Here is a 13,251-nt window from a genome sequence, read left to right on the forward strand (position 1 = left end):
TCGGATATCAGCATATGAATTCAATGCGTTTCGTTTGCGGGATGCATGTTTAAAACCATAAAAAAGGACTATTGAATATGACCTTGAAGAAGAAAAAACTGGGGCTTGCTATCAGTGCTGCCGTCTTTTCATGTACCCTTGCCGCCTGCGGCAGTTCCAGCAGCGGCGGCGGTGGCGGTGGTGATGGGTTTAACCCGGAGAATCCCAGCTACGTGCCTGCAGCCGGCGGGGAAGCAGTATCCCCGGGCGGACTTCATGCCCCGGGCAGCGAGCTTGATTCTGTGCCGAACAAGCTGGTGGTGCAGGTTCTGGATGAGGAGCTGGGAACTAATGGAACCAAGGCGAATGAGGCTTTGAATTATACCGTTCATCGCTGGGTTCATGAAGAGTGTGCTTCAAATATAGGAGCTAGCCAGGGTTGGGATGATATCAGTGATGTTCCTGTTGATCAGAATGAGTACGGTATAGTATTTGAATTTGATCTCAGCGACAGTACTCAGGACGGCTGTGCCGGATTTATTTTAAGAGACCCGGACAAGAATAAATTCATTGAAGAAAATCAGCGGCTTGCATGGACTGCTGCAGATCATGAAATCACCATTACCAAAAAGCGTGTGGAATCATATGGTACCCGTGATGAAGCCTTCAACGATCTCTATGCTCCGGTAGCAGGACTGGATGCTGAGGATGCTTCTGCACACTGGGTAAGCAGCAATCTTCTGGTGTGGAAGAACAATAAGGATCAGAATGGCAAGGAGCTTCATGTTCGTCTTCAGTACAATACCGATGCTGTTATTGAAGCGGACGGAGAGGGACTTCTTAATGGCGATTATGTGAATCTTGAAAAAACACAGCTTCCTGAGGAGATTATTCAGAAGAATCACAATCTCAAGGACTTCCAGGCCTACAAGATTCCTGACGGCACCAATCTCGATCTTAAGAAAATTCTTCGTGGCGAGGCTCTCCTTCTGGGACTTGGCGATAAAAATCTGGTGAAGAAGGCTGCTCGCATTCAGACTGCCATGCTCATCGACGAGCTCTATGCTGAAAATGCGGTCAGAGTTCAGGACCTTGGTGCGACAGCCAGTGCTGACGGCGTAACCTTTAAGGTCTGGGCTCCGACTGCCAGGTCCCTTACCATTCATATCTGGCCCGATGCTGTTAATGATAAATGGCAAGACGCAGGCGGTGAAATGGCGTTTGACGAGGAAACCGGAGTCTGGTCGTATACCACCGACAAAGCCGATACCGAAGGTACGGCAGCCTATAAATACCAGATTCAGGTATATCATCCGGCGACCAGGAAGTTTGAAGAAATGTGGGTAACCGACCCGTATTCCCTCAGTATCTTTTCCGGAAATTCCGCATTAATCGATCTTGATAATGCCAAAGCAAAGCCGGATGGCTGGGACAGTGTAAAGGCTCCCCATTCTCAGGCTACGAGTGCCGATATCGCTTCAATGGTGATTACCGAATCTCACCTGAGAGATCTTACAGTAGGAACCGACAAGGGCGTCACCGCAGCTCATCAGGGTAAATATCTGGGTCTTACAGAACTTGATTCGGCAGTGGGCAAGCATCTTAAGAAATTAAGCGATGCCGGTGTTACCCACATTGAGCTTCTTCCGATGTATGACATTGCCTCTATCAATGAGGAGGACGTATTCAGCGGCAAGACTGCGGATGTTACCATTACCGGCCAGGAGTTCTGTGCCCGTATTGAGGCAGAGACGACTGAGCCTATCAATGTTTGTGGTGATAATCGTCTGGTTTATGATATTCTCGCCGAAGAATCAGCAAACGACAATGAGGATGATGCGAAGGTTTCTACCTTCCTGGGCAATTATGTGAAGGAAAAGGACTCCTATAACTGGGGCTATGATCCGTGGCACTATCAGGTTCCTGAGGGATCCTATGCTACCTCCATTGCCGATCCTTATGCCAGAGTCAAGGAAATCCGTGAAATGATTTCCTCTCTCAAGAACGATTACGGCATGAATGTTATTCTTGACGTGGTATACAATCATACTGACGGAGCCGGAGTTGAAAAGGATTCCTCAGTACTGGACAAACTGGTTCCCTGGTACTACAACCGTCTCGATCCTGAAACGGGTAATGTTCTGTCAGACACCTGCTGCTCCGACTCTGCTTCGGAACATAAGATGTTCGCCAAGCTGATGGAGGATACTCTGGTAACATGGGCTAAGGACTACAAGATCGATGCCTTCCGTTTTGACCTTATGGGCTATATTCCCAAGCAGGTTATGGTAGACACTCTGGCCAACGTTAAGGAAAGAGCCTCCAACAAGGAGATGTATTTCTTCGGTGAAGGCTGGGATGCCGGTTCCGCAGCTAATGTGGTTGGCGGTGAAAATAATGCTACTCAGATTAATATGCATGATACCCTTATCGGTACCTTTAATGACCGTATCCGTGACGGTGTCAGAGGCTCCGGTCCGTTTGACCACGGCGATGCTCTGATTAAGCTTCAGGGGTTTGCTACCGGCCGCTGTTCTGAAATGAATGACAAGAGACTTGACCCGGATCAGGATCCGGATTATTCCTGTGCTGTTGATGCAGTAAATGAATCGGATTATGGCATGCATCCTCTTAACTGGCAGGACGTTATAAGAATTAGTATGGCTGGTAATCTGAGAGACTATCCTCTCAAGACCTATACCGATGAGGTCAAGACCGGCAAGGATATCTCTTACTGGGGAGCCATTGCAGGCTACGGCGATTCACCGATCAATACCATCAACTATGTGTCCAAACATGATAATCAGGCGGTATTTGATCTGATTATGTACAAGGCCAAGAAGACCAATACCATGGAAACCAAGGCCAAGATGCAGGGCATTGCCGTGGCTACCGTAATGTTTGGTCAGTCTCCGGTATTTGATCAGCAGGGTACGGATCTTTTAAGAACCAAGTACTTCCAGAATGATAGCTTCAACACCGGCGATTTCTCCAACAAGGTGAATTATGCCGCTGATCAGGGTAACGAGTTTATTCCGGGAGCTCTGGTGAACAAGGAAAAGGACCTGGCAGACTGGGGTGCTATTACCGAGGTATCCGAATACAACTCTGATGTTGGTGCTGAGCTTAAGTCCAAGATGTCAGATACCTATAACGCCATGCTGACCATCAGAAAAGAGCACGATCTGTTCTATCTTGGCGATGCCGAGCTGATTAAGCAGAATGTGTCATTCCTTAACGTTGGCAAGAACCAGGAGCCGGGGCTTATCGTGATGAAGGTTACTAATCCTGGGGATACCGGAGTCGTTGGTAACAACATGGCCGTGGTGATGCTTAATGCCAAGCCGGAAGCCACCAGCTTCACTGTTGCCGATGTTGAAGAAGCCAAGCCTTTGGATACGGGCCCTCTCTACAAGGATGGCTGTTCCATCAGCGGCAAAAAAATTACAGCACAGCCGTGGACCGTGTGCGTGTTTGCCAAGTAATCCGCTAAGCTAGCTTAGGTAGGTCTTATAGAGGCCGGGATCATTCAGGTGGTTCCGGCCTTTCTTATGACGGGAATATGCCAGGAGATATCATTTTTTGAATAGTGTTCTGCGGTGTGTTATCATTCACGGGGATTTTCAGGCAGGAAACAGAAATATGAACGAATCAGTTGATGCGCTCTCGTTCGGAGCGGAGCTCGTTACCTTTGCTACCAATCATTTCATTATGACCATGATTTGGATACTGGGGTTCGGATATCTTATATGGCTTCAGATTAACATTATGATTGACGGAATCAAGTCTGTGGATCACAATAAAATGGCATACCTGATGAACAGCCAGGGGGTGGGGATCGTTGATATTAGAAGCGGTGAGGAATACCGCAAGGGTCATATCCCCGGTTCGGTATCTGTGGAAGTGTCTGAAATTCAGAAGCAGAATTTTTCGCTTATCGAAAAATATCGGAATTCCGGGGTGGTGATTGTCGGCAAAACCTATGGTGATTCCGAGGCCTATAATTGTGCGAAGGTTCTTAAAAAGAACGGTTTTAAAAATACTTTTCTGCTGGACGGTGGTATCCTTGACTGGAATGGCAGTGGACTGCCCACCGCAACTGGCAAATAAGTTTTGTTCTCTAAAATAGTATATTATTGATATTTAGGAAAATATAATGGCTGAAAACAGCAATGAAAATGCAGCCGGTACCCAGAATCCGGCTTTTGATATCATCAGACTTTATGTAAAGGATCTTTCTTTGGAAACTCCTAATACTCCGAACGTATTTCAGAAGGAGTGGAAGCCTGAGACCAAGCTTGATCTTGATGTTAAGCATAACGTTATAGATGAAGCTCATCATGTCTACGAGGTGGTGCTGCGCATCACTGCAACTGTATCCATTAGCGGTGAAACAGCATTTCTGGCAGAAGTAAATCAGGCTGGCATTTTTCATATCGAGAATTTCCCCGAGCAGCAGGTTGATCATATGCTGAACGCCTTTATTCCGAACATCCTGTTCCCCTACGCCCGTGAACTTGTATCTGACCTCAGCAACAGAGCAAGCTTCCCTCCCCTTAATCTTGCGCCGATCAATTTTGAGGCCGTTTACGCTCAGAGGATGCAGCAACAGGCCCAGGCTGCCGCTCAGCCTCAGTCAGAAAACAAGTAACTTCTGAGATGAAGTATTCAGCGTCAATAATAGGGGCGGGATCTTACGGAACCGCCCTTGCTGTTTCCCTAACGAGAAATGGTAAAAAAGTGCTTCTCTGGGCCAGGGAGGAGGAGTGCGTTCTTGAAATGCAGAAATCCCGCTCCAACAGCACTTTTTTACCAGGGATCTCTTTTCCGGAGACGCTTGATATTACTGGTGATCTGAAAGAGGCAATGTCCGGTTCGGATATTATTTTGCTCGCGGTTCCCAGCAAGGCTTTCGGAGAAGTCCTGAGAAGCATCAGGCCTTACATGACATCTCGTCATAAAATTGTCTGGGCAACAAAGGGACTGGAAAGCGGTACCGGAAGACTACTCAGCGAGGTAGCCGAGGAAATTCTGGGAAATAATATTCCCTTTGCTGTGATTTCGGGGCCGACTTTTGCAAGAGAGCTGGCAACAGGGCTTCCTACGGCTATTGCGGTGTCCGGGAATAATGATGCCTTTATCAGAGAATTTTCTGAGATTATTCATTCCAGTAAAAATTTCAGAGTTTATCCCAATCCCGATTTCATTGGAGTTCAGATTGGCGGGACCGTTAAAAATGTTATTGCCATAGGTACCGGTCTCTCTGACGGTCTTGGTTTTGGTGCCAATGCCAGAACTGCTCTTATAACCCGGGGACTGGTGGAAATGCAGCGACTGGGGGTGGCAATGGGGGCAAAACCGGTAACCTTTATGGGGATGGCAGGGTTAGGGGATCTGGTGCTGACATGTACCGATAATCAGTCTCGAAACCGAAGATTCGGTCTGGCTCTCGGACAGGGGGCAACGCCAGAGGAGGCGATGAAGTCTATCGGGCAGGCGGTAGAAGGGTGGTATAACACTAAGGAAGTTCATGCTCTGTCAGAAAAGCTGAAGGTCGACATGCCTATCTGTGAGGAAATTTATCAGGTTCTTTTCAATGGCAAGTCTGCCAAGGCGGCCACGGCGACTCTGCTATCCAGACGCATGAAAGATGAATAGGGTTTGTCCTTGTCGTTTCCTTTTCTTAAAAAAGTCCCGGTTTCGGGACTTTTTTGATTAGGAAATAATCGGCACAGGGCGGAAGCAGTTGTGTTTGATACTACTTAGCCAATGTGTAGGTTCTTTCGGTTACTTCATGAACGGTGGCATCCACAACTTCCTTAATCATCCCAGGAAATGCCTGTTTCAGATTGGCCTCGATGCCGTCCTTAAGAGTCATGTTTACCATGGAGCATCCCTTGCAGCCGCCGGAGAATTCAATTTTGACAATGCCATCGGAGGTTACCTCCGTAATTTTGGCAAATCCTCCATGTTCGGCCAGTGAAGGGTTAATGGTACGAAGCATGTAGCTTTCCAGCTGGTCTCGCAATGGGGCATCGGCGGGAATGTCGCGTTTTTTCAGTTCCGGTGCTTTGAATGTCAGGGTTCCGTGTCTGTTTCCAGAATCTTCATAATCTATAACTGCATTTTCTAGGTAGGGCTGACTCATGCGGTCAATAATAACATTAAAGCCTTCGTGCCTGAAAACATCATCCTGAAATGAAATGGAATTTTTGGGACAGTATAGTATGCCGCATTCTACTCCCGGAGTTCCGGGATTGGATACAAAAACCCGAATGCCGGTTTCAGGAGCCTGTTTGCTGAGCAGTGTGCGGAAATATTCTTCCGCCTTTTCGGTTATGGTAATCATTTTCAAAAATAAGATTCCGGAAAAGAGAACATGCTGAAAAGAATAAAGGAGCAGAAAATCCGCCCCTTTGATAAGATAAAACTCAGGATCTTATACGCCGTGAGGCTCATCTTCGCCATTAAGACCGTTATCATTGAGATGCGGCTTTAACTGATAGGAAATATTGCCGTCTTCATCCTTTTTCATGGTGATGTCGCCGCCGGTCATAAGCATTGACTTTACTGCTGCCATTTCGGTTTTGATTTCTTTGAGAAGTGCAAGGATCTCGTCGTTTTTGTCTGCCATGGAATGGATACCTCTGTGTAAAACTGTTCGTGATACCTTTAGTAACTGTTTTAAAAACTGTTTTCCGGTATCGGATTTATGGATTGCCGGGTGCAGATTCTGCCATAACAGAGCAGTGTAATAAAGAAGATATACCGGGAATTTTTTTCAAAACAGGGCATATATCATCTTTCGCGTCAGAGCTATGGAGTTTAGAGGCCTGTTTTCAGGATCAGTTTCACGAACCAGTGCCGGACTTCACCTTTTTTTAGGTAAACCTGAAATATATAAATAGACTAAAGCATGATGATCACTTACAATCATTCATGGTCTTTTTTTAATTTTTTGCTGTTATAGATTGGAGATAATTCATCCATGGCATTTGATAAGAAGGTACTTGAAAAGTACGGTATCACCGGCGCAACCGAAGTTCTTTACAATCCCTCCTACGAGGTTCTTTTTAACGAGGAAACCAAGGAAGGTCTTACCGGTTTTGATGTTGGTCAGGAAACCGAGCTCGGTGCAATCAATGTAATGACCGGTGTTTATACCGGCCGTTCACCGAAGGACAAGTTCATTGTTGATGACGAAAATTCCCATGATACCGTATGGTGGACCAGTGAAGAATATCCGAACGACAATCACCGTGCTACCAAGGAAGCCTGGGATGCTGTGAAGGATCTTGCCAAGAAGGAACTTTCTAACAAGAAACTCTATGTGGTTGATGGTTTCTGCGGTGCCAACAAGGATACCCGCATGAAGGTTCGCTTCATTGTTGAAGTAGCCTGGCAGGCTCATTTTGTAACCAATATGTTCATTCGTCCTCAGACCGAGGCTGATTTTGAGCAGGAGCCGGATTTTATTGTTTACAACGCATCCAAGGCCAAGGTTGAGAACTTCAAGGAGCTGGGGCTTAATTCTGAAACTGCAGTTGTATTCAATGTAACCACCAAGGAACAGGTCATTCTCAATACTTGGTATGGCGGTGAGATGAAGAAGGGAATGTTCTCAATGATGAACTATTACCTTCCTCTGAAGGGCATTGCTTCCATGCACTGTTCTGCAAACTGCGATATGAACGGCGAAAATACCGCTATTTTCTTTGGTCTGTCCGGTACCGGCAAGACTACTCTTTCCACTGACCCGAAGCGCAAGCTGATCGGTGATGATGAGCATGGCTGGGATGATAACGGCGTGTTCAATTTTGAAGGCGGCTGCTATGCTAAGGTTATCAACCTGGATAAGGATTCCGAGCCGGACATTTACAATGCAATTCATCGTGATGCTCTTCTCGAGAATGTTACCGTTGATGCTAACGGCAAGATTGATTTTGCTGATAAGAAGGTAACCGAAAACACCCGTGTTTCCTATCCTATTTATCACATCAAGAACATTGTTCGTCCGATTTCTTCCGCTCCGGCTGCCAAGCAGGTTATTTTCCTCTCTGCTGATGCTTTCGGCGTTCTGCCTCCGGTATCTATTCTTGACAAGGGTCAGACTCAGTACTACTTCCTTTCTGGCTTTACCGCCAAGCTGGCTGGTACCGAAAGAGGAATTACTCAGCCTACCCCTACCTTCTCTGCTTGCTTCGGTCAGGCATTCCTGGAACTTCATCCTACCAAGTACGGTGAAGAGCTGGTTAAGCACATGGATAAGAGCGGAGCCAAGGCTTATCTTGTAAATACCGGCTGGAACGGCACCGGCAAGCGTATTTCCATCAAGGATACTCGCGGCATTATCGATGCAATTCTTAATCACAGTATCGATCAGGCAGAAACCAAGGTTATCCCGATCTTCAATTTTGTAGTTCCTACCAAGCTTGAAGGCGTTGATACCAACATTCTCGATCCTCGCAACACCTATGATGATCCTGCAAAGTGGGAAGAGAATGCTAAGGATCTTGCAGCTCGTTTCATTAAGAACTTCAAGAAGTATGAAGGCAATGATGCAGGCAAGGCTCTTGTAGCTTCCGGTCCGAAGCTCTAATCTGCCTTAGCGCTGTCTTTAATATTAGGGAGAGGCCACCGTCTTGGTGGCTTCTTTATTTTAGGGATTTTATAATAAATATTTTGGTTCGTTGTTGTTTTTTTGGAGGGGAATATGGGCATTTATGTTACCCGGGAAGGGCTTATGCTTATAAAGCAGGAATTCAATGACATCTGGACAAACATTCGTCCGGAGGTAACTAAAAAACTGGCATGGGCTGCTTCCCTGGGAGATCGCAGTGAAAACGCCGATTATCAATATAACAAGAGGCTGTTACGGGAAATTGATATCTATGTTAAAAGACTTTCTGATATTATTCGCGATGCAGAGGTGCTGGATCGCAGTGCGGAAGGAAACCGTAGCAGGAAGGTTTTTTTTGGGGCGTATGTTGAAATTGAAAACGATGACGGGGATATTAAGCATTTTCGAATAGTTGGGGCCCCTGAGGTGTATGGCCGTCGTGGCTATATCTCCCTTCAGAGTCCAATGGCTAAAGGTCTTCTCAATCACGAAGTGGATGATGAGGCGGTTATTATGACTCCCCGGGGCAAGGTATCGTGGTATATAAACCGTATATCCTATCAGCACGAGGATTGGTTTGGGGAAGAGGATAAACCGGTATTTCAGTTTTCTAGTTCCAATGAATACAAAGAGCCGGAAATCATGAGTGACGAAGAAATCCAAAAGGCCAGAGATGAATACCTGAAACTCCTTGCCAGGCAGAGTGACAGCCGAAGCTAGGGCTTCTGATAAAAACTGACACTTTTTGGTTTATCAGGCAACGGCTTGGAATCCCGCTCCCTGAGGAGCGTTATCCGGGGAATAAGCCCTTTTAAGTAGCTTGGCGAATCCTCGGTGGGATGAGGATAAATCCTTCACTGCCTCGTTTACGTTTTTTTCGGGATTTTCATCTTCCCCTTCTTCGGTATTTGCGATTTTGGAAGGTTGAGCTTCGTTTGTAGCATCCTTAGACTTTTTGACGTTCTCTTCAGCAAGTTCCCTTCGTGCTTCAGCTTCCTTCATTGCGGCTTCGGCAGCTACTTTGCGATCCTGCCCCGAAGGTTCCTGAGGTGCCAAAGCAGCTCTCTGTACCTGTTGCATTTTAGCAATGGTCTTATCAGGCGAATCCTCAACGCTTACGGATATTTGCACCTCGCCGTCGGTGATATATTTTTTGCCGTCAGGACCGGTTTCATATGTATATGACGGACTGGAAGCATACTGGCCGCCTGTGGCTTTATGCTGTTCCTCGTGGGTCCGTACTTCCTGATCCCGGGCCTTCATTTCATTCACCACGGCCTGTTCAGCATCAGTAAGAACCGTTCCGTCGCTCTTTTTGTCATTTTGTGATGCTGAGGCCTCAGCACCATTTGAAGCTTCTCCCTGTCTGGCGGAGGATTTACTGTTTTCATCCTGTTTTCTGATTTCCTTTTCAGCACGCGCCTGAGCCTCCGGACTTATGGAAACCATATCAGGTACCGGTTTTGCGAGAGGAGAATTTCTGTTTTCTGATTTCGCGCTGTTACCGTTACTGGCCTCTGTTCCGGAAACATAATTGGCAGCAGATGATTTTATGGCACTGTAATCCATTCCCTCCATGGCCTTCTGATAGCTGTGGAGCGCCAGTACAGAACCGTGAATCACATTCATAGCTGACCTCTCATACCTTCATGTCAAGGAGTGTGCCAAGAGTATTATAGCCGGCGGATATTACCTTTGCTCCGGCCCGGGCATATATCTCTCCCTCTTTTAGTGAAGCCACGCTTTTTTCAGGATCGGGAGCGGTAATCGGATCTTCTGAAGTTTCGGCAGGACTGTAATTCCGGGAAGTGTTTATATGTGCCAGTTCTGCGGCGCTCCTGTTAACAAGAGCCTGACCGTTCATAAACCCCTGGATGCCATTCTGTATAATGGACATGCTTCCAATATTCATACGACCTCCGTTTATTCTTGCAGATGACAGGACACAACAACTCATATTAATTGTACAAAAAATGAGCAATATTACCCAGGACTAAGTTGCATATTTGTCGAGGAAGTCTAAAAGTATTTTTCTGAAGCTTTCCGGTTCGGAGATAAACGGAGCATGAGAGCTATTCTGAAATACGTGTATCAGGGAGTGATCGTTTACGGGCCAGACAGAACTTCCCTGATATGGTACCAGCCGATCCTTTACTCCGTAGAGGTGAAGGGCCGGACATTCCACACGTGTGAGACAGCCTCTGAGATCTTCGTCTGCCAGAGTTTTTAATCCGGCCTGAAGTTCGTAATAAGAGGGAAGAGGCACGTCTTTTAGCAGATCCTTGATTTCTCTGATATCGTTTTTCATAGTGGGAGAACCCATGGCCTGTAAAGATAGAAAACGGTCTATAACTCGATAGACATTGTCCTGTGTCAGAAGACTCTGGAGTTTAATTAATAGTTCTGGAGGGGTTCCCGGCCAGTGTTCTTCGGGCAAGGAGGTAAATCTTGGAGAACTGGATACTGTTATCAGTCCGCGAACCCTTTTCGGATTCATTATGGTGTAGCGGAGAGCCAGCACTCCACCCAGGGACCAGCCCATGATAATAATATTGTCAGGGAGCGTCTCCTCGAGATTGATTATGGTTCCATACGCTCTGTTGGCAGGGATGCTGTTATTGAGTCCGTACCCAGGAAGATCCAATAAGATAACCCGATAACGAGGTGCCAGGTAGGAAACAATACTCCGAAAAACATCACTGGCAAGTCCCCAGCCGTGGAGCATGACAATTTTTGGAGATTCGGGATTCCCGAATTCACGTGTTCTTAGTTTCATGATTCCCCCCCTCGCTCGAAAATGGAGATTTCAAGCAATTACTGTGGCCCTGATTAAGGATAACCTTTTTGCACTTGTGAATAAAGAACTCCCCGGATTGTTTCAGATATGAACATGATCTGGAGAACCATAATAGTTTCCAGTTCATAAATATTCATGAGAAAGAGTTTCTTTTCGGTGCATCTGGTCGTGTGGTATGCATGATTATTGTGCATATAAAGGGGAGATGTGGTTCCTTTCCTGCTAATTCTACAGGAGTGAATACCATCAGAAGTGCATAAAAATTTTTTTTTCGAGTTGGCAGGATATTTGCTTAATACTGGAAAACATGAGTTTGATCACTAAATGGAGAAATATATGGGACGTGCAATTTTTCTGACGTGTCTTTTACTGATGACAGGTACTTTAAATATTGCGGGAGCAGAGGAGTCAGTGAACTCTGTGACATCTCCTGGAGAGGCTGCAGCGCAGCTTAGTCTGGTAGATAACAGTTTTGTAATGATATGCGCTGCCCTGGTAATTCTGATGTCAGTGCCTGGGATTGCACTGTTTTACGGTGGCCTGGTTCGAGTTAAGAACATGCTTTCGGTGCTTACTCAGACTGTTATGGCTTTTTCGCTGATGTTTGTTCTTTGGGCAGTTTTCGGATATTCAATGGCCTTTGGAACCAACGACAGTGAGTTTCTTAATAATTTTTCGGGCGGGCTGGATAAATTTCTGATGTTTGGAGTACTCCCAGAAAGTGTTAATGGGACTCTTTCGGAATTTACCTTCTTTTCGTTTCAGGGGGCTTTTGCCGGGATAACATCATGTCTGATACTTGGTTCCTTTGCTGAGCGTATCAAGTTCAGTGCGCTGATTTTTGTCCTGGTTTTCTGGTTCGTGCTTTCCTATGTTCCAATCTGTCATATGGTGTGGGGAGGCGGTTATATTGACAGTGCTTGGCATGCCTTGGATTTTGCAGGAGGGACTGTAGTTCACATCAATGCCGCTGTCTGTGCTCTGGTGGGAGCATATTACTGCGGGAAGAGAATCGGTTTCGGGAGAGAGCGGATGGCACCTCATAGTCTGGTAATGACTATGATTGGAGCTTCTCTTCTCTGGGTGGGCTGGTTCGGTTTTAATGCCGGATCCGAGCTGACCCCGGATGGAGTAGCCGCACTCTCCTTTGCAAATACCTGTGTGGCACCGGCTGCTGCAGCTCTTTCATGGATGTTTCTGGAATGGCTGTTTCAGAGAAAACCCTCCCTGCTGGGTGTATGTTCCGGAGCTGTTGCCGGGCTCGTAGCCATTACTCCGGCATGTGCCTATGTCAGCATCGGCAGCGCTCTTATAATAGGTCTTGTAGCCGGTGCGGTTTGTCTCTGGGGGGTTCACGGTCTTAAGAAACTGCTGCGGGTTGATGATTCGCTTGACGTGTTTGGTGTTCATGGCACTGGCGGTATTGTGGGAGCTCTTTTGACTGGCGTTTTCTGTTCCCCGGATTTTGGCGGTACAGGCTTTAAAGAAGGCTGGGAGAGTATTTCAGGACAGTTTACAGGACAGCTGGTTTCCGTTGTCATGACCATTGGTATCAGTGGTGTGGTTTCAGTTCTCGGGTTCTTTATTGCCGACAAGCTGTTCCATGGAGTACGTGTCAACCAGGAAGAAGAACGGGAAGGCCTGGATCTGGCATGGCACGGAGAAAGAGCCTACAACCTCATATAACTCTGAGAGATGGGAATTGATTATTCCTGAAAAACAAATGAAGGGCGGCGTTGCAGTCGCCCTTTTTGTTGTTGTCAGTGCTCTGTTAAGGCTTGGGGAATGTTGGCAGAGTGTGAGCGGTGTGTTTTGACATACCGTCCGCAAAAATGAGAGTCCAAATTCTTCCCTG

The 13,251-nt window shown here is 46.6% G+C and carries 12 protein-coding genes; 7 read left to right on the forward strand and 5 right to left on the reverse strand.

Features of this window, described 5'->3' with window-relative positions:
- Window positions 1-77 precede the first annotated feature (77 nt).
- The 4 genes from pulA to gpsA all read left to right on the forward strand — a co-directional run bounded on the left by pulA (window position 78) and on the right by gpsA (window position 5,637).
- Window positions 78-3,464, forward strand: a complete 3,387-nt coding sequence (gene pulA / locus F557_RS18535) for a pullulanase-type alpha-1,6-glucosidase (protein ID WP_019000698.1) — start codon at window positions 78-80, stop codon at window positions 3,462-3,464.
- Between the two features lie 157 nt (window positions 3,465-3,621).
- Complete coding sequence (locus F557_RS0102610) at window positions 3,622-4,089, forward strand: rhodanese-like domain-containing protein (protein WP_157617731.1); 468 nt, start codon at window positions 3,622-3,624, stop codon at window positions 4,087-4,089.
- Between the two features lie 46 nt (window positions 4,090-4,135).
- Window positions 4,136-4,630 carry a protein-export chaperone SecB gene (gene secB, locus F557_RS0102615; protein WP_019000700.1) on the forward strand — a complete coding sequence of 165 codons (495 nt, stop codon included), beginning with the start codon at window positions 4,136-4,138 and terminating at the stop codon, window positions 4,628-4,630.
- An 8-nt stretch (window positions 4,631-4,638) separates the two neighbouring features.
- Complete coding sequence (gene gpsA, locus F557_RS0102620) at window positions 4,639-5,637, forward strand: NAD(P)H-dependent glycerol-3-phosphate dehydrogenase (RefSeq protein ID WP_019000701.1); 999 nt, start codon at window positions 4,639-4,641, stop codon at window positions 5,635-5,637.
- 100 nt (window positions 5,638-5,737) lie between these two features.
- Here the strand turns inward: gpsA and F557_RS0102625 are convergent, their stop codons facing one another.
- Complete coding sequence (locus F557_RS0102625) at window positions 5,738-6,328, reverse strand: NifU family protein (protein WP_019000702.1); 591 nt, start codon at window positions 6,326-6,328, stop codon at window positions 5,738-5,740.
- 90 nt (window positions 6,329-6,418) lie between these two features.
- Window positions 6,419-6,613 (reverse strand): hypothetical protein, encoded by a 195-nt coding sequence (locus tag F557_RS0102630; RefSeq protein WP_019000703.1) that lies wholly within the window; start codon window positions 6,611-6,613, stop codon window positions 6,419-6,421.
- A 354-nt stretch (window positions 6,614-6,967) separates the two neighbouring features.
- Between F557_RS0102630 and pckA the strand changes: the two genes are divergently transcribed.
- Window positions 6,968-8,578, forward strand: a complete 1,611-nt coding sequence (gene pckA / locus F557_RS0102640; RefSeq protein ID WP_019000705.1) for a phosphoenolpyruvate carboxykinase (ATP) — start codon at window positions 6,968-6,970, stop codon at window positions 8,576-8,578.
- 114 nt (window positions 8,579-8,692) lie between these two features.
- Window positions 8,693-9,319 carry a transcription elongation factor GreB gene (gene greB, locus F557_RS18540; protein WP_019000706.1) on the forward strand — a complete coding sequence of 209 codons (627 nt, stop codon included), beginning with the start codon at window positions 8,693-8,695 and terminating at the stop codon, window positions 9,317-9,319.
- Window positions 9,320-9,352: 33 nt separating this feature from the next.
- Here the strand turns inward: greB and F557_RS18545 are convergent, their stop codons facing one another.
- From F557_RS18545 to F557_RS0102660, 3 genes are all read right to left on the reverse strand, one after another.
- Entirely contained in the window at window positions 9,353-10,228 is an 876-nt protein-coding gene (locus tag F557_RS18545; protein WP_019000707.1) for a putative metalloprotease CJM1_0395 family protein, read from the reverse strand.
- Between the two features lie 10 nt (window positions 10,229-10,238).
- Complete coding sequence (locus F557_RS0102655; protein ID WP_019000708.1) at window positions 10,239-10,511, reverse strand: hypothetical protein; 273 nt, start codon at window positions 10,509-10,511, stop codon at window positions 10,239-10,241.
- A gap of 81 nt (window positions 10,512-10,592) precedes the next feature.
- Entirely contained in the window at window positions 10,593-11,375 is a 783-nt protein-coding gene (locus F557_RS0102660) for an alpha/beta fold hydrolase (RefSeq protein WP_019000709.1), read from the reverse strand.
- A gap of 357 nt (window positions 11,376-11,732) precedes the next feature.
- Between F557_RS0102660 and F557_RS0102670 the strand changes: the two genes are divergently transcribed.
- Window positions 11,733-13,082 carry an ammonium transporter gene (locus F557_RS0102670; RefSeq protein WP_044142860.1) on the forward strand — a complete coding sequence of 450 codons (1,350 nt, stop codon included), beginning with the start codon at window positions 11,733-11,735 and terminating at the stop codon, window positions 13,080-13,082.
- The last annotated feature ends 169 nt before the right edge of the window (window positions 13,083-13,251 follow it).

This window comes from Succinimonas amylolytica DSM 2873, assembly GCF_000378405.1.
Lineage (GTDB): Bacteria > Pseudomonadota > Gammaproteobacteria > Enterobacterales > Succinivibrionaceae > Succinimonas > Succinimonas amylolytica.

What these genes read in the sequence shown, in the direction of transcription:
- gpsA (WP_019000701.1), top strand. Translation starts at nt 4,639, where the DNA reads ATGAAGTATTCAGCGTCAATAATAGGGGCGGGATCTTACGGAACCGCC.
- pckA (WP_019000705.1), top strand. Translation starts at nt 6,968, where the DNA reads ATGGCATTTGATAAGAAGGTACTTGAAAAGTACGGTATCACCGGCGCA.
- F557_RS0102655 (WP_019000708.1), bottom strand. Translation starts at nt 10,511, where the DNA reads ATGAATATTGGAAGCATGTCCATTATACAGAATGGCATCCAGGGGTTT.
- F557_RS0102670 (WP_044142860.1), top strand. Translation starts at nt 11,733, where the DNA reads ATGGGACGTGCAATTTTTCTGACGTGTCTTTTACTGATGACAGGTACT.
- F557_RS18545 (WP_019000707.1), bottom strand. Translation starts at nt 10,228, where the DNA reads ATGAATGTGATTCACGGTTCTGTACTGGCGCTCCACAGCTATCAGAAG.
- pulA (WP_019000698.1), top strand. Translation starts at nt 78, where the DNA reads ATGACCTTGAAGAAGAAAAAACTGGGGCTTGCTATCAGTGCTGCCGTC.
- F557_RS0102610 (WP_157617731.1), top strand. Translation starts at nt 3,622, where the DNA reads ATGAACGAATCAGTTGATGCGCTCTCGTTCGGAGCGGAGCTCGTTACC.
- F557_RS0102660 (WP_019000709.1), bottom strand. Translation starts at nt 11,375, where the DNA reads ATGAAACTAAGAACACGTGAATTCGGGAATCCCGAATCTCCAAAAATT.
- F557_RS0102630 (WP_019000703.1), bottom strand. Translation starts at nt 6,613, where the DNA reads ATGGCAGACAAAAACGACGAGATCCTTGCACTTCTCAAAGAAATCAAA.
- F557_RS0102625 (WP_019000702.1), bottom strand. Translation starts at nt 6,328, where the DNA reads ATGATTACCATAACCGAAAAGGCGGAAGAATATTTCCGCACACTGCTC.
- greB (WP_019000706.1), top strand. Translation starts at nt 8,693, where the DNA reads ATGGGCATTTATGTTACCCGGGAAGGGCTTATGCTTATAAAGCAGGAA.
- secB (WP_019000700.1), top strand. Translation starts at nt 4,136, where the DNA reads ATGGCTGAAAACAGCAATGAAAATGCAGCCGGTACCCAGAATCCGGCT.